The following is a 23,634-nucleotide window of genomic DNA, read 5'->3' as shown; positions in this document are numbered from 1 at the left end:
TTCCCACCCACGACCATGGCCTTCCGGCGTGCCCGCAACCCTGAGGGGCGGATGTCCCTCGGTGACCACCTGCGCGAGCTCCGCCGACGGTTCCTGATCTCGGCGATCACCCTCCTCGCGGGTGCGGTGCTCGGCTGGATCTTCTACGAGCGGGTCTACGACCAGCTGGCGGCACCGTTCAACGAGTACAAGGACCAGAACCCCACGAGCGTCATCAGCCTGAACTTCGGCAACGCCACGGCGGCGTTCTCGCAGCAGGTCAGCCTGTCGATCTTCGTCGGGGTGCTGCTCTCCAGCCCGGTGTGGCTCTACCAGCTGTGGGCGTTCATCGTGCCGGGCCTCACGAAGAAGGAGCGGCGGGTCTCGCTGGCGTTCATCGCGGCCACCGTCCCGCTGTTCCTGGCCGGCTGCGCCCTGGCGTACTACGTGCTGCCCAAGGTGCTGGAGGTGCTCTACGGCTTCACGCCGGCGGGCGCGTCGAACATCCAGCAGGTCAGCGACTACTTCTCGTTCGTCACCCGGTTCATCCTGGCCTTCGGCTGCGCGTTCCTGATGCCGGTCTTCCTGGTGGCGCTCAACGCCATCGGCATCCTGCCCGCCTCGGCGATGATCAAGGCCTGGCGCCCGGCGATCTTCGGGATCTTCGTGATCTCGGCCATCGCCACGCCGACTCCCGACGCGTTCACGATGTTCCTGCTCGCCGTCCCGCTGTGCATCCTCTACGTCGCAGCCATCCTCGTCAGCAAGCTCATCGAGCGGGGGCGGCGCAAGAACCGTCCCGCCTGGGTCGAGGTGCCCGACGACGAGGCATCGTCGTTGTGAGCAAGCGGGTCGGGCTCGTCGTGAATCCCACGTCGGGCAAGAACCGCGGCATGTCGCTCGGCATCGAGGTGGCCCAGCGGATGCGGGCGGCCGGGCACGACGTCGTCGACCTCTCCGACGAGACGTATGCCGCCGCTCGCGACCGCGCGCTCGGCGCCATCGCGCAGGGTCTGGACGTGCTGGCGGTGGTGGGTGGCGACGGCATGGTGCACCTCGGAGTCGACCTCGCGGCGGAGACCGGGACGACGCTGGCCATCATCGCCGCCGGCACCGGGAACGACGTCGCCCGCGGCCTGGGCCTGCCGGTCCACGACCCGGTGCGGGCGGCCGACCTCGTGACCACCGGCGTGCCGCGCACCATCGACGCAGTGCAGCACGTCGACGCCCACGGGGTCCGGCACTGGTACGTCGGGGTGCTCGGCGCCGGCTTCGACTCACTCGTCAACGAGCGCGCCAACACCTGGCCGTGGCCCAAGGGGCAGATGCGCTACAACCTCGCCATCCTGCGCGAGCTCCCGCTCTTCAAGGCGATTCCCTACGTCGTGACCGTCGACGGGATCCGGCACGAGACCAAGGCGATGCTGGTCGTGGTCGGCAACGGACCCAGCTACGGGGGAGGCATGCAGGTGCTCCCGGACGCGCAGTTCGACGACGGCCTGCTCGACGTGCTCCTGCTCCACGAGATCAGCACGGTGGAGTTCCTCAAGGTCTTCCCCAAGGTGTTCAAGGGTGCCCACGTGGGTCACCCTGCCGTCGAGATCATCCGTGGACGGTCGGTCACGCTCGAGGCCGCGGGCATCGTGGCCTACGCCGACGGGGAGCGGTTCGCCCCGCTCCCGCTGACCGTCGAGGTGGTCCCCGGCGCGGTGACGGTGCTGGCGCCTGCCGCACCGTAGGCTCGGGAGCATGTCGACGCCCGCTGAGCGATTCGCCGCAAGCGCCAGCCGCGCGGCATACGAGAAGTCGCAGCTGGCCGCCTTCGCGGCCACGGTCGGGTTCCCCCTCGACGACTTCCAGGTGCAGGCCTGCCAGGCCGTGGAGGCCGGTCGGGGTGTCCTCGTCGCGGCTCCGACCGGTGCGGGCAAGACCATCGTCGGCGAGTTCGCGGTGCACCTGGCCCTGGCCAGCGGCCGCAAGGCGTTCTACACCACCCCGATCAAGGCGCTCTCGAACCAGAAGTACAACGACCTCGTACGCCGCCACGGCGCGAAGAACGTCGGGCTGCTCACCGGTGACTCCTCGATCAACGGTGAGGCACCCGTCGTCGTCATGACGACCGAGGTGCTCCGCAACATGATGTATGCCGGGTCGTCCACCCTGCACGGGCTCGGCTTCGTGGTGATGGACGAGGTGCACTACCTCGCCGACCGGTTCCGCGGCGCGGTGTGGGAAGAGGTCATCATCCACCTCCCGCAGGACGTGCAGGTCGTGTCGCTGTCGGCCACGGTCAGCAACGCGGAGGAGTTCGGGGCGTGGCTCTCCGAGGTGCGCGGCGGGGTCGACATCATCGTCTCCGAGCACCGGCCGGTGCCGCTGTGGCAGCACATGATGGTCTCGCAGTCGATGTACGACCTGTTCGTCGACGAGGCGTCCGCTCCCGTCACCGGCATCGACGCCACGCGGGTGAACCCCGAGCTGCTGCAGGCGATCCGCCAGTCGGAACAGCGCGGCCGGTGGGACGAGGGCGCCCGCCACGGCTCGCACTCCGACCGGCACAGCCGCGGTGGCCGGGGCAAGGGTCCGCGTGGGCCGGGCGGTGGTCACGGCGGCCGGGGCATGGCCCGCACCTCTGGGGGGCGTCCCGGCGGGGGAGCGACCCGCTCGGAGGTCGTCCAGCGGCTCGAGCGCGAAGGGCTCCTGCCCGCCATCACCTTCATCTTCAGCCGGGTCGGCTGCGAGGCGGCCGTGGGTCAGCTGTTGCGCGACGGCCTGCGGCTGATCCCCGAGGCCGAGGGCGACAAGATCCGGCGCACCGTCGAGGAGCGGGTCTCGTCGCTGGCCGACGAGGACCTCGGTGTGCTCGGCTACTGGGACTTCGTCGACGGCCTGACCCGGGGGTTCGCCGCCCACCACGCCGGCATGCTGCCGACCTTCCGCGAGATCGTCGAGGAGCTGTTCACCGCCGGGCGGATCCGCGCGGTGTTCGCCACCGAGACGCTGGCCCTCGGCATCAACATGCCGGCGCGCACCGTGGTCATCGAGAAGCTCGTGAAGTTCAACGGCGAGACCCACGCCGACATCACCCCCGCCGAGTACACCCAGCTGACCGGTCGGGCCGGCCGTCGCGGCATCGACATCGAGGGCCACGCCCTGGTGCAGTGGAACCGCGGCATGGACCCGCTCGCCGTCGCCGGCCTTGCCTCCACGCGCACCTACCCCCTCCGCTCGTCGTTCCGCCCGACCTACAACATGGCGGTCAACCTCGTGGCCCAGGTGGGCCGCGAGACGTCCCGCGAGATCCTCGAGACGTCGTTCGCCCAGTTCCAGGCCGACCGGGCCGTCGTCGGCATGGCCCGCGCCGTGCGCAAGAACGAGGAGGGCCTCGAGGGGTACGCCGAGGGGATGGCGTGCCACCTCGGCGACTTCGCGGAGTATGCCGCGCTGCGCCACGAGATCGCGCGGCTCGAGAAGGACGGGGCGCGGGAGCGGTCGGCCAGCCGGCGCGCCGAGGCCGCGGTCTCGCTGGAGACGTTGCGGATCGGTGACGTCATCAAGATCCCGTCGGGTCGTCGCGCCGGCTACGCGGTCGTCGTGCAGCCGTCCAAGTCCTACCGGGGCGAGACGCCGGCGCCGACCGTGGTCACCGAGGACAAGCAGCTGCTCAAGCTGACCCTCGTCGACGTCCCCACCCCGGTCGAGGCGATCGGGCACGTCAAGGTGCCGCCACACTTCAACGCCAAGAGCCCCAAGGCCCGGCGTGACCTCGCCACGTCGTTGCGCATCGCGGTGCCCCACGACCCGCCGCCGTCCCGCTCACGCGGCTCCGCGGCATACGCGGGCAGCGCCGAGGACGGACGCATCGCCGAGCTGCGCCGCCAGCTCAAGGCACACCCGTGCCACCAGTGCCCCGACCGCGAGGACCACGCTCGCTGGGCCGAGCGGTGGTGGCGGCTCAAGCGCGAGACCGTCGGGCTCCAGCGCAAGGTGGAGGGTCGGACCAACTCGGTCGCCAGGACCTTCGACCGGATCTGCACGCTGCTCGGCGAGATGGGCTACCTGTCCGACAGCGGTGACCTCGTCACCCCCCAGGGCGAGAACCTGCGCCGGCTCTACACCGAGAAGGACCTGCTCGCCGCCGAGTGCCTGCGGCTGGGGGTCTGGAAGCGGCTCGACCCGGCCGGGCTCGCCTCGGTCGTGTCGGCCCTCATCCACGAGCCCCGCAGGGACGAGACCGACCCGTCGCCGCGGATGCCGAACGAGGACGTGGCCGAGGCGGTTCGCGAGATGAACCGGCTGTGGTCGGTGCTCGAGGACCGGGAGCGCGAGCTGGGCCTGCCGCTCACCGGCGACCCCGACGCCGGGATGGCCTGGATGATGCACCGCTGGGCGAGTGGGCGCCAGCTCGAGGAGGTGCTGCGGGGGTCCGACATGGCGGCCGGCGACTTCGTGCGGCGGTGCAAGCAGGTGGTGGACCTGCTCGGCCAGATCGGTGACGCGGCGCCCGAGCCGACGCTGCGCGCCACGTCGCGCAAGGCCATCGACGCCGTGATGCGTGGCGTGGTCGCCGCCGACCGCCTCGACTGAGGGCACCAGCCAAGCTGTTCTCGGCCAATGGGCCGACTTCCTCGCTCTGGCGCGCGCCCCAGGCCAGATTGTCGGGCAATTGGCCGACTTCCTGAGGGATTCGCCCTCTGCCGCACGGGATCTCGGGCAATTGGCCGATTTCCTCGCCCCGCTACTCGATGCGCAGGGCGGAGAGCACGCGGTTGAACGAGCTCGTCACGCCGAACTCACTGGCGATCTTGCTCATCAGCGCGGCATCGGCGACCTCGCGCGGCAGCGCCATGTCCACCTCGTCGACGGGCGCATCGCGGGTCACCCGCACCACCGTGGGGGCCACGTCGAGGTACGCCGCTGCCGCCTCGAGGTTGACCCGCCGGGCTCCCTTGATCGCCGGGGCCCCACCATCCACCGCCGCACGGAGGCCGGCCAGCGAGCCGTACTCGGCGATGAGCTGGGCCGCCGTCTTGTCGCCGATTCCCTTGACTCCGGGAAGGCCGTCGCTGGTGTCGCCGCGGAGGACCGACATGTCCAGGTAGGCGTCACCAGTGTCCACCGCATACTTCGCCCGCAGGTAGTCCTGGGTGGCGAGGTCGGGCTCACGCACCCCGCCCTTCCCGGTGTAGAGGACGCGCACACGTCGGGCGTCGTCGACGAGCTGCAGGAGGTCGCGATCCCCCGTGACGATGTCGACCTCCATCGTGCCGCCCCAGCGGGTGGCCAGCGTGCCGATCACGTCGTCGGCCTCGAAGCCGTCCGCCCCCAGCCGGGCGATCCCCAGCGCTGCCAGCGCGTCGACGATCACCGGCACCTGGGGGGCCAGGTCGTCCGGGACCTCTTCGGCCACGGTGTCGTCCGAAGCCGGGTGGGCCTGGTCCGGCACGTCGCTCGGCGCCGGCGCGGGCGACTCCTGGGTCACCCGGTGTGCCTTGTAGCTGGGCAGCAGGTCCACCCGCCACTGCGGCCGCCAGTCGTTGTCCCAGCACGCCACGAGGTGCGTCGGCTGGTGGGTGGTGACCAGCGAGGCGATCATGTCGAGGAACCCTCGGATCGCGTTGGTAGGGGGCTGCGAGGCGTCGCTGCGCTGGTCGGGCACGCCGAAGAACGCCCGGAAGTAGAGGGAAGCGCTGTCGAGCAGCATGAGACGGCCGGTGCCGGCGGGCGAGGTCATGGCGGACATGCTCCCACCTGACGGCCGCGACCTCAGTAGGGTGTGGGCGTGGAAGACCTCGATCGACGCATCGTCGACCTGCTTCGCGCCGACGGCCGGATGAGCTACACCGACCTGGGCAAGGCCATGGGCCTGTCCACGTCGGCGGTGCACCAGCGGGTCCGCCGCCTCGAGGAGCGGGGCGTCGTCAAGGGGTATGCCGCGCTCGTGGACTTCACCGCCCTCGACCTGCCGCTCACGGCCTTCATCTCCATCTCGCCGCTGGACCCCGCTGCGCCAGACGACATCCCGGACCGGCTGCGCGACATCACCGAGCTCGAGGCCTGCCACTCCGTGGCGGGGGAGGAGAACTACATCCTCAAGGCCAGGGTGCACACGCCGGGAGACCTCGAGACCTTGCTGGCCAGGATCCGGGCTGCTGCGAACGTGGCGACGCGCACCACCGTGGTGCTCTCAACGCCCTGGGAGTAGACCCCTCAGCGGGCGATCGACGCCACCGTGGCCTTCGTCGCGGCGACCAGATCGGCCGGTGCCAACGAGATGTCCAGGCCACGGCGCCCACCCGAGACGTAGACCCGCGCGAAACCCAAGGCCGACTCGTCCACGACGGTCGGCAGTACCTTGCGCTGGCCGATGGGGGAGATGCCACCGACGACGTAGCCGGTGGAGCGCTCGGCATCGGCGGGCTGGGCCATGGTCACCTTCTTCAGGCTGAGGGCCGCGGCGACCGCCTTGAGGTCGAGCTGCCGGTCGACCGGCACGACACCGACGGCGAGTCCCGAGTCCCCGACGACGAGGAGCGTCTTGAAGACCTGGGCCGGCGGCACCGACAACGCCGCCGCGGCTTCCAGTCCGTAGGAAGCCGCCGCGGGGTCGTGGTCGTAGGGGTGCAGCTCGAAGGCCAGCCCGAGTCGGGTCAGGGCCGTCGTGGCAGGAGTGCCTGAGGCCAACCTCAGCGCTTCTCGACGCGCTTGACCAGCGACCAGGCGGCCGGGAGCAGACCGGCTGCCGCCGCGATCTTGATGGCGTCACCGATGAGGAACGGGGTCATGCCCGCCTTGAGTCCGGCCGACAGGTCCATGCCGGTGGAGTTCATCAGCCAGGACACACCCACCGCGTAGATGATGAGGTTGCCCACGGCCATGGTGACGACCGTCTTGGCGACCGTCCGGTCACCGCCACGCTGGGCGAGCCAGCCCACGAGCGTCGCCGCGATGACGTAGCCGATGATGTAACCGAAGGTGACGCCGCCCCAGCCGTCCCGGTGACCGGCGAACCAGTTCACCCCGAGGCCGCCGGCCACGAGGTAGGTGCCGACACTCAGCAGGGCCCGGAGGCCACCGAGCGAGGCACCGGTCAGGAGGACGGCGAACGTGCCGAGCGTCAGGGGCACCGGCGTGCCGGGCAGGGGGATGCTCCACTGGGAGAGCAGACCGATGAAACCGGCTCCTGCGGCGACGAGGGCGAGGTCGCGGACCCGGGCACCGACCGAGGCCGGGACACCGGCGACGGCAGGGACGTAGTCGGCGAGGACGCGCTTGTGGGGGAGGGCGATAGCAGTCACGGGAGCAACCTAGCGAAAGCCGACCACGCGGCACACGCAGGTCCCACGTCGGCCACGTCACACCGTCCGCGCCACCAGCTCAGACCAGCGCCACCAGCTCAGACCAGCGACGCCTCACGGCTGGCGGCGGCCCGCTCGACGGCCACGGCGTGGGCGGCCTCGTGGTCGCCCTCCTCGCGCCACCACTGCTGACCGGCCTCCGGGAGGGTGTAGATCGGGTCGTAGTAGACGTAGTCACGGGACAGCGCGTCGGTGTCCGCACCCTCGATCGAGGTGCGGTAGTTCTTGCGCCAGAACGACATCCCGCGCTCGGTGTCGTAGCTGTCGACCTGGTGCACCCAGCGCTTGCCGACGAAGGGCACGTCGCAGACGATGCGCGGAGTGGCGAAGCCCGGCAGGTAGCCCATCATCGAGTGCTGCAGGTGCTGAGCCTCGGCGAGCGAGAGCCGCCAGTGCTCGGAGAACGGGATCATGTCGCACATGTAGAAGTAGTACGGCGTGATCATCGCGTCGTCCTGGAGGGCGAAGCAGAGGTCGAGCAGCTGCTCGGTGGTGTCGTTGACCCCGCGCATGAGGACGCCCTGGTTGCGCACGTCGCGGACGCCGGCCTCGAGCATCGCCTTGCTGGCGTCGGCCACGAGCGGCGTCACGGACTGGGCGTTGTTGACGTGGGTGTGGATCGCGATGGAGACACCACGCGAGCGCGCCTTGGCGGAGACCCGGGCAACGCCCTCGACGACGTCAGGCTGGAGCCAGTGCTGCGGCAGACCCATCAGCGCCTTCGTGGCGAGCCGGATGTCGCGGATGTTGTCGACGTCGAGCAGCTTGTCGAGGAAGCCCTCGAGGTTCTTCCACGGCATGTTGGCCACGTCGCCGCCGGACACCACGACGTCGCGCACCTGGGGCGTGCGCTGCAGGTAGTCGAGCATCGCGGCATACCGGTCGACCGGCTTGCCGGTCAGCTTGAGCTTGTCGATGACCGCGGTGGAGTTGCCGACCAGGTCCATCCGGGTGCAGTGGCCGCAGTACTGCGGGCAGGTCGGCAGCATCTCCGCCAGCACCTTGGTCGGGTAACGGTGGGTGAGGCCCTCGACGGCCCACATGTCGTGCTCGTGCAGGCTGTCGCGGGTGGCGTGCGGGTGCGAGGGCCAGTCAGTGCGACGGTCGGAGAACACCGGGAGCATGTAGCGCCGGATCGGGTCGGCGTAGAACGCTCGGGTGAACTCGGCGCCCGCGGCGGGCATCGTGCCGTCGGCCCAGGTCAGCTCGCTGACCATGGTGTTCATCATCTGCGGCGGGACGAGCATCGACATCGTGGCCCGCTCGGCCTGGTCGCGCTCGAGGTCGGCATAGAAGGTGTCGGTGAGCAGGTCGCCCATGAGCTCGCGCAGCTGCTTGATGTTCTTGACGCAGTGCGCCCGCTGCCACTGGGCGCTGGCCCAGTCGGTGGCGGTCACGTCGCGCCAGCCGGGGAAACGGGTCCAGTCGGGCTCGACCAGCTCGCGGTGCCGGTAGACGTAGGGCTGCTCGATCGCGGTGCTCATACATGGCAGGATACGGGACAGGTTCCGATGAAATCGACCAACCACCGCAACTTTTGCGGTGAGTGTCGCTATTGAGGGGAGATTCTGTGTCTGCGTCGATCGAAAGCCGATCCACGCCGTCCTCGCCGGTGGGTCTGCACCGCGTGGTCGAGCCGGCCGGTGCCTGCCTGCCGCAGGCCGCAACCCGGTTGGATGCCTCACCCGAGCTGTGGCCCGACGAGGTGCGCATCGCGATCGAGACGCTCAACCTCGACGCCGCGTCGTTCCGCCAGCTCACCGAGAAGCACGGGGGAGACGGCGCCGCGGTCCGAGCCGAGGTGCTCGACATCGTCGCCACCCGCGGCAAGATGCAGAACCCCGTGACCGGCTCGGGCGGCATGCTCATCGGCACCGTCGAGGAGGTCGGACCGAAGTCCACCCTCGGGCTGTCCGTCGGAGACCGGGTCGCCACCCTCGTCTCGCTGTCCCTGACGCCACTGGTCATCACCGACGAGCTGGCCGGCTGGGACGGACGCTCCGAACGGGTCCCGGCACAGGGCCACGCCATCCTCTTCGGGCGCTCGATCGCTGCGCAGCTGCCCGAGGACCTCGACCCCGACCTCGCGCTGATGGTCATGGACGTGTGCGGCGCACCTGCGCTCGTGGCCAGGGTGGTGCGGGAGTATGCCGAGCGCGGCCTCGCGCCGACCGTGGCAGTCCTCGGCGGGGCCGGGAAGTCCGGCTCCCTCTCGCTGGCGGCTGCGGCCGACGCCGGTGCGGGCCGACGCATCGCGGTGGTGCCGTTCCAGCGCGAGGCCGACCTGCTGGCCGGCACCGGGCTGGCCGACGAGGTCGTCATCGCCGACGCACGCAGCCCGCTGGGCCTCTCGGAGGCCGTGACGGCAGCCGGCGGTCCGGCCGACGTCACCGTCGTCTGCGTCGACGTGCCCGGGTGTGAGCAGCCCGCGATCCTGTCGACCGCACAGGGCGGCACGATCATCTACTTCTCCATGGCGACGCACTTCGCGGCCGCCGCCCTCGGCGCCGAAGGCGTGGCGGCCGACGTGCGGATGCTGGTGGGCAACGGCTACGTCCCCGGCCACGCGGCATACGCGCTCGAGCTGATCCGGCGCAACGCCGCGGTCCGCGGCCTGTTCGAGGGACGCCTGCAGGAGTAGCAGGACCAAGGGCCTATCGCTCCCGCAGGGCAGCGTGGTGGGGTGGGCCCATGCCCGAGAGAACCGCTGTGCCCGAAACCCTGGCCTACGCCGCGGAGGACCTCGAGCTCGACCTGCGGTGGTGGGCTGCGGCCAACTACCTGACCGTCGGGCAGATCTACCTGAGGGACAACGCGTTGCTGCGCGAGCCCCTGACCCTGGCGCACACCAAGCCGCGGCTGCTCGGCCACTGGGGTACCAGCCCGGGCCTGTCGATGATCTACGCGCTGCTCAACCGGCGGATCCGCGAGACCGACACGGACTGGCTCTACGTGACCGGGCCCGGGCACGGTGGCCCCGCCCTCGTGGCGGCGGCCTGGCTCGAGGGGACGTACACCGAGGTCTATCCCCAGGTCGGCGACGACGCCGAGGGGGTGCTGAGGCTGTTCCGCCAGTTCTCGTCACCAGGGGGAGTGCCCAGCCACGTCAGCGTGCAGACCCCGGGCTCGATCCACGAAGGAGGCGAGCTCGGCTACGCGTTGGTGCACGCCGCCGGTGCAGCGTTCGACCACCCCGACCTCGTCGTCGCCTGCGTGGTCGGCGACGGGGAAGCCGAGACCGGTCCGTTGGCCGCGTCGTGGCGCCTGCCGAACTTCCTCAACCCCCGGCGCGACGGAGCCGTCCTGCCGATCCTGCACCTCAACGGCTACAAGATCGCCGGCCCGACCGTGCTCGGGCGCACCTCCGACGAGGACGTGGAGGCCTACCTGCGCAGCCAGGGGTGGGAGCCCGTGACCGTCAGCGGCGACGACCCGCGGGCGGTGTTCCCGGCCCTCCGCTCGGCCCTGGCCGCCGCCCACGACCGGATCCGCGCCATCCAGGCCGAGGCTCGCGACGGCGCCGGACCGGCCGCGAGCGTGCGGCACGCGTGGCCGGCCATCGTGCTCCGCACCCCCAAGGGCTGGACCGGGCCGGACGTGGTGGACGGCAAGCAGGTCGAGGGCACGAACCTGGCCCACCAGGTGCCGTTGTCCGGGCTCTCGAAGGACCCCGCGCACCTGAGGATGCTCGAGGAGTGGCTGCGGACCTACCGACCCGAGGACCTCTTCGACGCCGACGGGCGGCTCGTGCCCGAGCTGCGGGCCCTCGCCCCGGAGGGCGACCGGCGGATGTCGGCGACTCCCTATGCGAACGGCGGGCGCCTGCGGGAGGACCTGCCCACGGTGGACCTCTCCGCCCACGAGTTCACGGTCACGCCGGCCACCCGGGGTCAGCTCTCGCTCGAGAACACCATCACCTCGGGTCGCCTCATGCGTGACCTGTATGCCGCGACGGCCCGTCCCGACGGTGGCGGCACCTTCCGGCTGTTCTCCCCGGACGAAACGGCAAGCAACCGGCTGCAGCCGGTGTTCGAGGTGACCGACCGCTGCTTCCTCGGTCCACTGCGGGACACGGACGAGCAGCTGGGGCCGGATGGCCGGGTCATGGAGGTGCTGAGCGAGCACCTCTGCCAGGGCTGGCTCGAGGGCTACCTGCTCAGCGGCCGACACGGGGTCTTCGCGACGTACGAGGCGTTCGCGATGGTGTCGGCGTCGATGGCGGTCCAGCACGTGAAGTGGCTCCAGCACGCCCAGGAGCTGCCGTGGCGCGCAGACGTGTCGTCGCTCAACGTGCTGCTCACGTCGACCTGCTGGCGCAACGACCACAACGGCTTCTCCCACCAGGGCCCGGGCCTGATCGACTGCCTGATCCCGCTGTCCCCGGAGGTGGTGCGGGTCTTCCTCCCGCCGGACGCCAACACCACCCTGTCGATCACCGACCACTGCCTGCGCAGCACGAACCACGTCAACCTCATCGTCGTGGACAAGCAGAAGCACCTGCAGTACCTCACCCTCGACGAGGCCCACGCGCACTGCGCGGCGGGCGCGGGCGTGTGGGACTGGGCCAGCACCTGTGGTCCGGACGACGAGCCCGACATCGTGCTGGCCTGTGCAGGGGACGTCCCGACCCAGGAGGCCCTCGCGGCCGTCGAGCTGCTCGCCGAGCACGTGCCCGACCTCCGAGTGCGGTTCGTCAACGTGGTCGACCTGATGGCCCTCCTGCCCGAGAACGACCATCCCCACGGTTACCCGGACGCCACGTTCGACGGGTTGTTCACCCCCGACAAGCACGTGGTCTTCGCGTTCCACGGCTACCCCCGCGCCGTCCACCAGCTCATCCACGGGCGCAGTGAGCCCGGGCGCTTCCACGTCCGGGGGTTCAACGAGCAGGGCACCACGACGACGCCGTTCGACATGGTCGTGCTGAACCGGATGAGCCGGTTCCACCTCGCCCTGGAGGTGCTCCGCAGGGTCGAGCGGCAGGTGGCCGGCTCGGACGCCCTGACGGAGCTCTGCGAGCGCAGGCTGTCCGAGCACCGCCCCTACATCGAAGAGCACCTCGAGGACCTGCCCGACGTCGCCGAGTGGACCTGGCGTGGCCTCGCTGGCCACGCGGCGACGGATGGGCCGGGCCGGTAGTTTCGACCCCGTGGCCACCACCAGCATCTACATCGCCGGCACCGAGGCGCAGTCCGGCAAGTCGGCGGTGGCCGTCGGGCTGCTCGACCAGCTGTCCCGGCGCGCGGGACGGGTGGGGGTCTACCGGCCCATCGTGCGCGCCGGGGTGCCCGACGAGCTGGTCCGCACGCTGCTGTCGCAGCTGCCCGGCGACCTGACCGTCGACCAGGCGTGCGGCGTCACCTACGACGACCTGCACGCGGACCCCGAGCGGGCGATGGGGTCGATCGTGGATCGGTTCCACGAGGTCGCGCGGGCCCACGACGTGGTCCTCGTGGTGGGATCGGACTTCACCGACGTCGCGGCCCCCACGGAGTTCTCGGTCAACGCCGCCGTGGCCGCCAACCTGGGGTCGCGTCTCCTGCTCGTCGTCCCGGCCCAGGGCCGCGACCCGGTCGACGTGGCCACGACCGCCGAGATGGCCGTGCAGGCGGCGCGGGAGGCCCACGCCCACGTCACGGGGGTGGTGGCCAACCAGGTGTCCCCGGACCGGCTCACCCAGACCCAGCAGGCCGTGTCCGGCCGGGTGCAGGTGCCCGTGCAGGCCCTGCCCGAGACACCCCTGCTCAGGGCGCCGACCATCCAGGACCTCCTCGACGCGTGTGGCGGTCGGCTCGTCCACGGCGACCCCGCCTGGCTCGACCGCGAGTGCATGGGCCTGGTCGTTGCCGCCATGACGATGCCGCACGTCCTCGACCGGCTGATCGACGGCGGGGTGGTGATCGTGCCCGGCGACCGGGAGGACGTCGTGCTGGGGGTGCTGCTGGCCCACCGCTCCAAGACCTTCCCGAACCTCGCGGGGATCGTCCTCAACGGCGGGTTCCCCCTGCCGCCGCAGGTGGAGCGGCTGATCGAGGGACTCGACGTCGTGCTGCCGGTGATCGCCACGGACAGCGGCACCATGACCACCGCGTCGCGGCTCGGGGCGGCCCGGGGCCGGCTCACCCCCGACTCGACCCGCAAGCTCGAAGCCGCCGTCGCCATGGTCGAGCGCGGGCTGGACGCCGAGGCCCTGCTGGGTCCGGTCGCGGCGGCCGGCGGGGGCGCGGTCACGCCCCTGATGTTCGAGCACCGCCTCGTCGAGGACGCCCGCGCGTCCGGTGCCCACGTCGTGCTGCCCGAGGGTGCGGAGGACCGCATCCTGCTCGCGGCCGACACGGTCCTGGCCAGGGGCATCGCCAGGCTCACCCTCCTGGGCCCGGAGGAGACGATCCGCGCGAACGCCGCGCGCCTGGGTGTGGACATCTCCGCGGCCGCAGTCGTCGACCCGGCCACCAGCGCGCTGCGCGAGACCTTTGCCAGCGACTACGCCGCCCTGCGCGCCCACAAGGGCGTCACCCTCGACCAGGCCCGCGACCGGGTGGTCGACCCGTCGTACTTCGGCACGATGATGGTGCACCAGGGACTGGCCGACGGCATGGTCTCGGGGTGCATCACCACGACGGCCCACACCATCCGGCCGGCCCTCGAGATCGTGCGCACCGCGCCGGACGTCTCCGTGGTCTCCAGTGTCTTCCTGATGTGCCTCGCCGACCGGGTCCTCGTCTACGGCGACTGCGCCGTCAACCCCGACCCCACCGCCGAGCAGCTGGCCGACATCGCGATCTCCTCGGCGCGCACGGCCCAGCAGTTCGGCATCGAGCCGCGCGTGGCGATGCTGTCCTACTCGACGGGGGAGTCGGGCAGTGGCGCCGACGTCGACAAGGTGCGCACGGCCACCGCGCTGGTCCACCAGCGGGCTCCCGAGCTGCTCGTCGAGGGCCCCATCCAGTACGACGCCGCCGTCGACCCGCACGTGGCGGCGACCAAGCTCAAGGACAGCCCGGTCGCCGGGCGCGCCACGGTGCTGGTGTTCCCCGACCTCAACACCGGCAACAACACCTACAAGGCGGTGCAGCGCAGCGCCTCGGCGGTGGCCATCGGCCCCGTCCTCCAGGGGCTCAACCGACCCGTCAACGACCTGTCCCGCGGGGCGCTGGTCCGCGACATCGTCAACACCATCGCGATCACCGCCGTCCAGGCCGGCGCCTGATGGCCGCGCGGACGGTGCTGGTCGTCAACGCGGGCTCGTCGTCGCTGAAGTACCAGGTCCTCGACACGACGACCGGTGCGACCGCGGCGACCGGCATCGTCGAGCAGATCGGTGGCGCCGGCCACCTGCGCCACACCAGCCAGGGCCGCACGCACGAGGTCGACGTGAGCTGCCCGGACCACCGCGCCGCGCTCGAGGCGGCCCGCTCGGCACTGCGCGAGCACGGACCAGACCTGGTGGCGAGCCCGCCCTTCGCGGTGGGTCACCGCGTGGTCCACGGCGGACCCCGCTTCACCGAACCCGTGGTCGTCGACGACGGTGTCATCGCGGCGATCCGCGAGCTCGTGCCGCTGGCGCCGCTGCACAACCCCGCCAACCTCGAGGGGATCCTCAGCGCCCGGGTGTCCTTTCCTGACGTACCGCAGGTGGCGGTCTTCGACACCGCCTTCCACCAGAGCCTCCCCGCACACGCCCACACGTATGCCGTGCCGCTGGAGTGGCGGGAGCGTCACCAGGTGCGGCGCTACGGCTTCCACGGCACCTCGCACCGCTTCGTGTCCCGACGCACGGCGGAGCTGCTCGGCCGCGACCCGGGCGACAGCAACGTCATCGTGCTCCACCTCGGCAACGGCGCCAGCGCCTGTGCCGTGCAGGGTGGGCGGAGCATCGACACCTCGATGGGGCTGTCGCCGCTCGAGGGCCTCGTCATGGGCACCCGCTCGGGTGACGTCGACCCGGCTTTGGGCGCCTACCTGGCCCGGGTCGCCGACCTGGACGCCACGGCATACGACGAGGCGCTCAACAAGGCCAGCGGCCTCCTCGGCCTCGCGGGCGTCTCCGACCTGCGCGAGCTCGAAGGCCGGCGCGCCGATGGCGACGCCGACGCAGCGCTGGCGTTCGACGTGATGGTCTACCGGCTGCGCAAGTACGTCGGGGCGTATGCCGTGGCGCTGGGACGCGTGGACGCCATCGCGTTCACGGGGGGCATCGGCGAGAACAGCACCGAGGTCAGGCACGCCGTCCTCAGCGGGTTGGCCGCACTCGGAGTCGAGGTGGACCCGCTCGCCAACGTCGCCGGCGACCCGGAACGGCTGGTCACGGCACCGGACAGCCGGATCCCCGCGTACGTCGTGCCCACCAACGAGGAGCTGGAGATCGCGCGGGCCTGCCTCGCCGTCCTGGGGGAGGACGCCCCCGTCTAGGGTGCTGGACGTGAGCACCCTCTACCGCGGCGGCTTCGTCTACACCCCGATCGACCCGTTCGCGAACGCCATGGTCGTCGACGAGGCAACCGGCACGATCGCGTGGATCGGCGGCGACGACGCTGCCGCCGTGCACGTCGATGCCGTGGACGAGGTGGTCGAGCTCGACGGCGCCCTGGTCACCCCGGCCTTCGTCGACGCGCACGCGCACGTGTCACAGACCGGCGCCGGGCTGCGCGGCGTGGACCTGGGCACGACCCGTTCCGTGGCCGAGGCGCTGAGCCGCATCGAGGACGCCGCCCGTCGCAGCCAGGGACGACCGGTCTACGCCCCGAACTGGGACCAGGACCACTGGGCCGAGCACCGACCGCACACCGGGGCCGAGCTCGACCGGGCCACCTACGGCGGGGTCGTCTACTCGCCCCGTGTGGACGGTCACTCCGCCGTCATCTCCTCTGCCCTGGCCGCCGCTTCGGGAGCCCGTGGGCTGCCCGGCTGGGAAGGTGACGGCCTGGTGACGCGCGACGCCCACCACGCCGCCCGCGAGGCCTTCAACGGCGCCGTCACCCCGGCCCAGCGGCAGGCCGACATCGACTTCGCCCTCCAGTCGGCCGCCGCCGCGGGGATCGGGCTGGTGCAGGAGAACGGCGGCCGGACGCTCTCGGGCACCGACGACTTCGCCGAGGTGCTGGCAGCGGGGGAGCGGGGCGACGGCCCCCAGACCCTCGGCTACTGGGCCCAGCTGGTCGCCGACGAGGCGGAGGCCCGCGACGTGGCCACCTTGCGCGGCGCCCGGGGACTGGCGGGAGACCTCAACATCGACGGCTCGGTGGGCTCCCGCACCGCCCACCTGCGGGCGCCGTACGCCGACGCCGCGGGGCACACCGGCAACGCCTACCTCACCGTCGAGCAGGTCCGCGACCACGTCGCGGCGTGCTCCCTGGCCGGGCTGCAGGCGGGGTTCCACGTCATCGGCGACGCCGGGGTCGACACCGCCGTGGCCGGCTTCGAGGCCGCCGCCGAGCTGGTGGGCGCCCCGGTCGTCACCCGGTCGCGGCACCGGCTGGAGCACCTCGAGATGGTCTCCCGCGACGGGATCGAGCGGCTGGTGCGCCTCGGCGTCGGCGCCAGCGTGCAGCCGGCCTTCGACGCGTTCTGGGGCGGCGACCAGGGCATGTATGCCGCGCGGCTGGGTGCCGACCGCGTGCACGGTCGCGCCGGTGGCGACAGCGCGCCGATGAACGCGTTCGCGTCGATGATGGCGGCGGGGATGACGGTCGCCTTCGGGTCCGACTCCCCGGTGACCCCGTTCGCCCCGTGGGAAGCCGTCCGGGCCGCGGCGTTCCACCACGACGAGAGCCAGCGGGTGTCCGCCCGGTCGGCCTTCCTCGCCCACACCCGCGGGGGCTGGCGGGCCGCAGGGTTCGACGACCGGGGCTACCTCGACCTCGGGCTGCCCGCCACGTTCGCCGTCTGGGAGGTGGGCGACCTCGTGGTGCAGGCGCCGGACGACCGGATCCAGACCTGGTCGACCGACCCCCGCTCGGGGACGCCGGGGCTGCCGGACCTGTCCCCGGGGGAGCCGGCCCCGACCTGCCTGCGCACCGTGGTGCGAGGTCGCCCCGTGTTCGAGGCCGGATGATTTGCGGCCCACTCCACCCTTGACCGCAAATCCTCTCTCCCACTGCTAGATTTGCCGCGTGTCTTCGCGTGTGAAACCTCTCCTCGACCTCGACCCGGCCGATGTCCGCCGGGCCCGCACCCTGGCCCGCAAGGCCGGCCGGCCCGTGGTGAAGCTGGCCCAGAGCCACACCACCGTGAGCGTCGAGCGGGCCACCCTGCGCCTCGCCGGACTCGGCGGCGCCGACCACGAGCGGGTGCCGTGGGTCAACCACCTCGTCGACGCCGTCCGCGCGGAGGTGGGGCTCGAGCACGGCATCACCAACCCGGTCTTCGACGCGCTGCGCAGGGGAGAGGCCCCCGACCTGCTGACCCTGGCGCAGAAGGCCGCCAGCGGCTCGGTCCAGTTCCGGCTCCCGGAGGGCAGGGCCGCCACCGCAGCGGCCAAGGACGCGCGTCGCGAGGTGAGCCGGGGCATCCGGACCATCGACAAGCAGCGGGCCGCCCGCGACCGCCTCATCAAGCGGCACGGTGACCCGGAGCAGCGCCCCTGGATCTACCTCATCGTCGCCACCGGCGACATCTACGAGGACATCCCGCAGGCGCAGAACGCCGCCCGCGAGGGCGCCGACATCATCGCCGTGATCCGCTCCACCGGTCAGTCGCTGCTCGACTACGTGCCCGAGGGCGCCACCCGGGAGGGGTATGCCGGCACGTACGCCACGAAGGAGAACTTCCGCCTGATGCGTGCGGCCCTGGACGAGACGTCCAAGGAGCTGGGTCGCTACATCCGGCTGACCAACTACGCATCCGGCCTGTGCATGCCCGAGATCGCCACCCTGGCCGGACTCGAGCGGCTCGACATGATGCTCAACGACTCGATGTACGGGATCCTCTTCCGCGACATCAACCCGATCCGGACGTTCGTCGACCAGCGGTTCAGCCGCCAGATCCACGCCCGCGCCGGGATCATCATCAACACCGGCGAGGACAACTACCTCACCACCGCCGACGCCGTCGAGGCAGCGCACACGGTCACGGTGAGCCAGCTGCTCAACGAGTACTTCGCCAAGGAGGCCGGGCTGGAGGACTGGCAGCTCGGCCTGGGCCACGCCTTCGAGATCAACCCCGAGATCCCCGACTCGTTCCGGATGGAGCTGGCCCACGCCCTGCTGGCCCGGCAGCTCTTCCCCGACGCGCCGCTGAAGTGGATGCCGCCGACCAAGCACATGACCGGCGACGTCTTCCGCGGCTACCTCCTCGACGGGTTCTTCAACCTGGTCGGAGCCATGACCGGTCAGGGGATCCTCCTGGTCGGCATGATGACCGAGGCGGTCGTGACGCCGTTCCTGTCCGACCGCGACCTGGCCCTGCAGAACGTGCGGTACGTGCTCAACGCCGCCGGCGGCCTCACCGAGGACTTCCACCCGCCCCGCGACGGGTTCATCCAGACCCGGGCCAGGGGAGTGCTGTCCGAGGCCATCGACCTGCTGACGACCATCACCGAGGAGCCCGGGAAGGCGCCGCTGCTCGAGGCGATCGCCGATGGCACCTTCGGCCTGATGAAGCGCCCCGCGAACGCCGGCAAGGGACTCGACGGTGTGGTGGTCCGCGCCGAGGGCTACGACAACCCCGCGACGACCCTCCTCGAGACGGGGGAGACCCGATGACCCCGGCCCAGGACCCGCGCACCACCGACAAGGCGATGCCGCTCGACCCGATGCCCGCCAAGGCCACCACCAAGGGGGCCAAGGCCGCGCGCAAGACGCCCGACATCGTCCGGCCCTACGGCGACACCACCGGCGACGGCATGGTGCAGGTGTCGTTCACGCTGCCCGTCCCGCACGACAAGCGGGCCGAGGGTGCCGCCCTCCAGCTCGCCGCCAAGATGGGCCTCGAGCCGGCGCTGCTCGTGCACGCCAAGCCGATGGGGCCCGACTTCACCTTCTTCGTCGTCTACGGCAGCGCGACCCACCTGGTCGACCTCCGGGAGGTCACCGTCGTGGAGCGGGAGTTCCCGCTGCTCAGCCCGACGGAGGTCAACAAGGCGATCAAGGGCCGGCTGCGGCGCAAGCTCGTCGTGGTCGGCGCCTGCATCGGCACCGACGCCCACACGGTCGGGATCGACGCGATCCTCAACATCAAGGGGTTCGCGGGGGAGAAGGGCCTGGAGTACTACCGCGAGATCAAGGTCGTGAACCTCGGCGCCCAGGTGCTGGTGCCCGAGCTCGTCGCCCGGGCCCGGGCCGAGAAGGCCGACGCCGTGATGGTCAGCCAGGTCGTCACCCAGCGCGACGCCCACATCCACAACACCACCACCATGAGTGCGGCCTTCCGCGAGGCCTACCCTGCCGGTCAGGTGCCGCTGCTCGTCGTCGGCGGTCCACGGTTCGAGGAGGGGTCGGCCCCCAAGCTCGGGGTCGACCGGATCTTCGGACGTGGCACCACCCCCGGCGAGGTGGCCAGCTACCTCGTGCACGCGCTCGCCCCCTCGGACCCCCGCTCGAAGGAGAAGTGATGACCGCCCCCACCGGAGCGACCGTCGGCCTCACCGTCACGCATCGCCGCTACGTCCCGTACAGCCACGCGCACTACGCCGGCAACCTCGTCGACGGCGCCTACTCGCTCGCGGCCTTCGGTGACGTGGCCACCGAGATGTGCATCCGCACCGACGGCGACGAGGGCCTGTTCGCGTCCTACTCCGACGTCCAGTTCAAGGCGCCCGTCCGGGCCGGTGACGTCATCGAGATCGAGGCCCGGCTCGTGCGGGCAGGGACCCGCAGCCGCGAGATGGAGTTCGAGGTCCGAGTGGTGGGACGGGGCGCGCCCGATCGCGGCGAGTCCGCGGCCGATCTCCTGGACCCTCCCGTCGTGGCCACGACAGCCCGCGGTGTTGTCGTGGTTCCGCCACCGACGCCGACTCCCTGAGGCGGATCCCGGCGTGTCGCACGCGACACGCCGACCGTTCGTCGATTGCCCACAGATTCCTTGCAGCACAACGGTTTTGGACGGCCCGCATGACCTGCGCAAATGCGCGTTCCCCTGGGTGAGCTCCGGGTTGACACCCGCCGTCGCGGCGGTAAGTTGGCCCACGGTTGTTCACTGATGGACCGTCGACCAGGGGGAAGCCAGACCGGAGAAGCATGCATTGCCCGGTGGCTAGCGCGCGCAGCCACCGCCCTGCCAGCAGTGACGTGTGACCCCGAACTGGTGCCCCGCTCGAGGCGGTGGTGGACGACGGTACGGCCCGCGCGCTCAGTAGACAACAGCAGGATGTCGGCACCCAGTCGGCCCCTTGCTGGTCCCAACGGCAGCGCGGGCCGTTCCGTGTCCTACCGTGGTCCCGTGCCCCTGTCGACCCAAACCCCGTCGACCCTGAGCCTGCGAGCGGGGACCCGCCTCGTCGTCGCCACGGCTTCCGGACTCCTGACCGCGCAGGCCTTCCCCCAGCACGACGTCTGGTGGCTCGCGCCCGTCGGCGTCGGCCTGCTCTCCGCCGCCGCGCTCGGCGCCCGGTGGCGGTTCGCGCTCCTGCTCGGCCTCGCCCACGGTCTCGGCTTCTTCCTGCCGACCCTGTCGTGGTCAGGCGTCTACGTGGGCAACCTCCCGTGGATCGCCCTGTGCACCCTCGAGGCGCTGTACATCGCGGTGATGTGCGCCGTCACCGCCGCCGTCCAGCGTCCCCTCCTCGGCTCGCGGCTCCGACCCCTCGCATATGCCGCGGTGCCGCTGGCGTGGGTGCTGCAGGAGTGGGCGCGTGGCACGACACCGTTCGGGGGCTTCCCGTGGGCCCGGCTCGCGTTCAGCCAGGCCGACAGCCCGCTGGCACCACTGGCGCGCTTTGCCGGCGCGCCCGGCCTGACCTTCGCGGTCGCGGCGCTCGGGGTGCTGTTCCACGTCGTGGGGCGTGAGCTGACGCACCGCGTCGGGCGTCCGCGCCGCAGCCTCCCCGCGGCATACCGGTCCCTGGGTGCCGCGCTGGTCGTCCTCGCGCTGGCACCACTCGGGCTCGCCGTGGCCACGACCCCGCCCACGGACGGGCGGGCGGTGTCGGTGCTCTTCGTGCAGGGCAACGTGCCCAAGCCGGGCCTGGACTTCAACGCCGAACGCCGCAAGGTCCTCGACAACCACGTCCAGGGGACCCTCCAGGCGGTCTCGACGGGCCACCCCGCGCCCACGCTCGTCGTGTGGCCGGAGAACTCGTCCGACATCGACCCGCTGCTCAACGACGACGCGGCCGCCGACATCCAGCTCGCGCTGCAGACGGTCAAGGCGCCACTGCTGGTCGGAGCGGTCCTGCAGGGACCGGATCCCTACATCTCGAACGCCAGCCTGTTCTACCGGCCGGGTGGGGGCGCCCCGCAGCCGTACGTCAAGCAGCACCCCGTGCCGTTCGCCGAGTACATCCCGTACCGCAGCTTCTTCCGGAACTTCAGCGACAAGGTCGACCTGGTCACCAAGGACTTCACCCGCGGTGACCGGCCCGGTGGGTTCGAGGTGCCGGTGGCGGGGGAGCGGCCCTACTGGATCATCCCCACCATCTGCTTCGAGGTGGCCTACGACGGCTTGATGCGCGACTCCACCCTCCAACCGGGGCGCGACGCCAGCATCCTCGCGGTGCAGACCAACAACGCGACGTTCGGCTACACGGCCGAGTCCGAGCAGCAGTTCGCGATCAGCCGGCTGCGCGCCATCGAGCACGGACGCTCGGTCGTGCACGTCTCGACGGTCGGCGTCAGCGGCTTCATCAACCCCGACGGAACGTACGTGGACAAGACGTCGTTGTTCACCGCAGCAGCCCGCTACGGGTCGCCGGTGGTCCGCACCGAGGTCACCCCGTCCGACCGGCTGGGCCCCCTGCCGGAGTATGCCGCGGGCTTGGCCTTCGTCGGACTCCTGGCACTCGGCCTGTGGCTGCGGCGCAGGACCGCTAGGGTCGAGCGCGCCGCTGACGGACCGTCCGCACCGGCTCACCAACGAAGGGACCGCGTCGTTGTCTGACCAGATCGACCGGGTGCTCGTCTGCATCCCGACCTACAACGAGCGCGAGAACCTGCCCCGCATCGTCGAACGGGTGCGTGCGGCAGTGCCCTCCGCGGACGTCCTCGTCCTCGACGACAACTCGCCGGACGGCACGGGTGCCGTGGCCGACGAGCTGGTCGCCGCGGACCCGCAGGTGCACGTGCTGCACCGGCCGGGCAAGCAGGGGCTGGGCAACGCCTACCTGGCGGGCTTCGCGTGGGGTCTGGACCAGGGCTACGGCGCCATCGTGGAGATGGACGCCGACGGCTCCCACCAGCCCGAGCAGCTCCCGGCCCTCCTCGCTGCGCTGCCCGATGCCGACCTCGTCATCGGCGCCCGTTGGGTGCGCGGCGGCAGCGTCGTCAACTGGCCGCTGCACCGCAAGGCGCTCAGCGTCGGGGCCAACATCTACACGCGGGCCCTCCTGGGGATGCCGGTGCACGACGCGACGGCCGGTTACCGCGTCTACCGCGCGAGCGCGCTCGAGACCATCGGGCTCGACCACGTGGCGTCGCAGGGCTACTGCTTCCAGGTCGACCTCACGCAGCGGGCCGTGCGGCTCGGGCTCCGGGTCGTCGAGGTGCCGATCACCTTCGTCGAGCGCGAGATCGGTGACTCCAAGATGAGCGGCGACATCATGCGCGAGTCACTCCAGCGGATCACCGCATGGGGCCTGTCGCACCGCGCCGACCAGGTGCGGCGACTGGGCCGTCGGGAGCCCACATGGCACCGGCTGTAGGTCGCACCCCCTTCGCCCGCCGACGCCGGCCGCGCTGGCTGGCGGTGGTGTTCGTCCTGCTGCTCGTCGTCCCGGTCCTGGAGATCGCCGCCATCATCGCCGTCGGCAAGGCGATCGGCGGCTGGCAGACCCTGGTGCTGCTGCTCGTCGAGTCCGCGCTGGGAGCCTGGCTGGTCCGGCGCGAGGGTGCGCGGGCCTGGAAGGCGCTGACCACCGCCCTCAACACGGGGCAGATGCCCAGCCGTCAGCTCGCGGACGCCGCCCTGGTCCTCGTCGGCGGCACGCTGCTGCTCGCTCCGGGTTTCCTGACCGACATCGTCGGCTTCTTCTTCATCCTGCCGCTGACCCGCCCGATCGCCCGGACCGCGCTCGAGGCCGTCGTGGCCAAGCGGCTCCTCGGGGGGATCTTCGGCACCGGGCGTGGGGGAGCCGGCGGCCAGCCGCCGTCGGGACCGGACATCATCGAGGGCGAGGTCCTCTAGCCGGCCACGCGGCATACCGGAA

At 71.4% G+C, this 23,634-nt stretch carries 19 protein-coding genes; 15 read left to right on the top strand and 4 right to left on the bottom strand.

The window, feature by feature from the left end:
• Window positions 1-51 precede the first annotated feature (51 nt).
• From tatC to ASG91_RS02500, 3 genes are read left to right on the top strand one after another with little or no spacing between them, the layout of a single operon-like run.
• Entirely contained in the window at window positions 52-822 is a 771-nt protein-coding gene (gene tatC, locus ASG91_RS02510) for a twin-arginine translocase subunit TatC (protein ID WP_056921244.1), read from the top strand.
• Complete coding sequence (locus tag ASG91_RS02505) at window positions 819-1,718, top strand: YegS/Rv2252/BmrU family lipid kinase (protein ID WP_056921003.1); 900 nt, start codon at window positions 819-821, stop codon at window positions 1,716-1,718. The genes tatC and ASG91_RS02505 overlap by 4 nt, the downstream gene beginning before the upstream one ends.
• Window positions 1,719-1,728: 10 nt before the next feature.
• Entirely contained in the window at window positions 1,729-4,566 is a 2,838-nt protein-coding gene (locus tag ASG91_RS02500) for an RNA helicase (protein WP_056921002.1), read from the top strand.
• Between the two features lie 151 nt (window positions 4,567-4,717).
• On the opposite strand, the gene ASG91_RS02495 is transcribed toward ASG91_RS02500, so the two are convergent.
• The gene (locus tag ASG91_RS02495; RefSeq protein WP_056921243.1) at window positions 4,718-5,713 is read right to left on the bottom strand and encodes a 5'-3' exonuclease; all 996 of its coding nucleotides are present in this window, start codon (window positions 5,711-5,713) and stop codon (window positions 4,718-4,720) included.
• Window positions 5,714-5,761: 48 nt separating this feature from the next.
• Between ASG91_RS02495 and ASG91_RS02490 the strand changes: the two genes are divergently transcribed.
• On the top strand, window positions 5,762-6,184 hold the full coding sequence (locus ASG91_RS02490; protein WP_056921001.1) for an Lrp/AsnC family transcriptional regulator: 423 nt from the start codon (window positions 5,762-5,764) through the stop codon (window positions 6,182-6,184).
• A 5-nt stretch (window positions 6,185-6,189) separates the two neighbouring features.
• On the opposite strand, the gene ybaK is transcribed toward ASG91_RS02490, so the two are convergent.
• From ybaK to ASG91_RS02475, 3 genes are all read right to left on the bottom strand, one after another.
• Complete coding sequence (gene ybaK, locus ASG91_RS02485) at window positions 6,190-6,663, bottom strand: Cys-tRNA(Pro) deacylase (RefSeq protein WP_235545343.1); 474 nt, start codon at window positions 6,661-6,663, stop codon at window positions 6,190-6,192.
• 2 nt (window positions 6,664-6,665) lie between these two features.
• Window positions 6,666-7,277 carry a biotin transporter BioY gene (locus ASG91_RS02480; RefSeq protein ID WP_056920999.1) on the bottom strand — a complete coding sequence of 204 codons (612 nt, stop codon included), beginning with the start codon at window positions 7,275-7,277 and terminating at the stop codon, window positions 6,666-6,668.
• Window positions 7,278-7,375: 98 nt separating this feature from the next.
• Window positions 7,376-8,821 (bottom strand): KamA family radical SAM protein, encoded by a 1,446-nt coding sequence (locus ASG91_RS02475; protein WP_056920998.1) that lies wholly within the window; start codon window positions 8,819-8,821, stop codon window positions 7,376-7,378.
• Between the two features lie 86 nt (window positions 8,822-8,907).
• Between ASG91_RS02475 and ASG91_RS02470 the strand changes: the two genes are divergently transcribed.
• The 11 genes from ASG91_RS02470 (at window position 8,908) to ASG91_RS02420 (ending at window position 23,612) form a co-directional block, all read left to right on the top strand.
• A complete protein-coding gene (locus tag ASG91_RS02470) occupies window positions 8,908-9,978 on the top strand; it encodes an L-erythro-3,5-diaminohexanoate dehydrogenase (protein WP_235545333.1) in 1,071 nt (356 codons plus the stop codon).
• A 50-nt stretch (window positions 9,979-10,028) separates the two neighbouring features.
• Entirely contained in the window at window positions 10,029-12,476 is a 2,448-nt protein-coding gene (locus ASG91_RS02465; RefSeq protein ID WP_056920996.1) for a phosphoketolase, read from the top strand.
• A 10-nt stretch (window positions 12,477-12,486) separates the two neighbouring features.
• On the top strand, window positions 12,487-14,547 hold the full coding sequence (gene pta, locus ASG91_RS02460; RefSeq protein ID WP_235545331.1) for a phosphate acetyltransferase: 2,061 nt from the start codon (window positions 12,487-12,489) through the stop codon (window positions 14,545-14,547).
• Entirely contained in the window at window positions 14,547-15,749 is a 1,203-nt protein-coding gene (locus ASG91_RS02455) for an acetate/propionate family kinase (RefSeq protein WP_056920995.1), read from the top strand. The genes pta and ASG91_RS02455 overlap by 1 nt, the downstream gene beginning before the upstream one ends.
• 10 nt (window positions 15,750-15,759) lie before the next feature.
• Window positions 15,760-17,391 carry an amidohydrolase gene (locus tag ASG91_RS02450; protein ID WP_371262020.1) on the top strand — a complete coding sequence of 544 codons (1,632 nt, stop codon included), beginning with the start codon at window positions 15,760-15,762 and terminating at the stop codon, window positions 17,389-17,391.
• Between the two features lie 58 nt (window positions 17,392-17,449).
• Window positions 17,450-19,039, top strand: a complete 1,590-nt coding sequence (locus ASG91_RS02445) for a lysine 5,6-aminomutase subunit alpha (protein ID WP_235545329.1) — start codon at window positions 17,450-17,452, stop codon at window positions 19,037-19,039.
• Window positions 19,036-19,887, top strand: a complete 852-nt coding sequence (locus ASG91_RS02440) for an OAM dimerization domain-containing protein (RefSeq protein WP_082593841.1) — start codon at window positions 19,036-19,038, stop codon at window positions 19,885-19,887. The genes ASG91_RS02445 and ASG91_RS02440 overlap by 4 nt, the downstream gene beginning before the upstream one ends.
• The gene (locus tag ASG91_RS02435; RefSeq protein WP_056920992.1) at window positions 19,887-20,297 is read left to right on the top strand and encodes a hotdog domain-containing protein; all 411 of its coding nucleotides are present in this window, start codon (window positions 19,887-19,889) and stop codon (window positions 20,295-20,297) included. The genes ASG91_RS02440 and ASG91_RS02435 overlap by 1 nt, the downstream gene beginning before the upstream one ends.
• Window positions 20,298-20,714: 417 nt before the next feature.
• Window positions 20,715-22,370 carry an apolipoprotein N-acyltransferase gene (gene lnt, locus ASG91_RS02430; RefSeq protein ID WP_235545327.1) on the top strand — a complete coding sequence of 552 codons (1,656 nt, stop codon included), beginning with the start codon at window positions 20,715-20,717 and terminating at the stop codon, window positions 22,368-22,370.
• A complete protein-coding gene (locus ASG91_RS02425) occupies window positions 22,363-23,130 on the top strand; it encodes a polyprenol monophosphomannose synthase (protein ID WP_056920991.1) in 768 nt (255 codons plus the stop codon). Before lnt ends, ASG91_RS02425 begins: the two co-directional genes overlap by 8 nt.
• A complete protein-coding gene (locus tag ASG91_RS02420; RefSeq protein WP_056920990.1) occupies window positions 23,115-23,612 on the top strand; it encodes an FxsA family protein in 498 nt (165 codons plus the stop codon). The genes ASG91_RS02425 and ASG91_RS02420 overlap by 16 nt, the downstream gene beginning before the upstream one ends.
• Window positions 23,613-23,634: the final 22 nt, after the last annotated feature.

The sequence above is a fragment of the Phycicoccus sp. Soil802 genome (genome assembly GCF_001429605.1).
Classification (GTDB): Bacteria; Actinomycetota; Actinomycetes; order Actinomycetales; family Dermatophilaceae; genus Pedococcus.
This window is presented reverse-complemented; position numbering and strand designations above follow the sequence as displayed.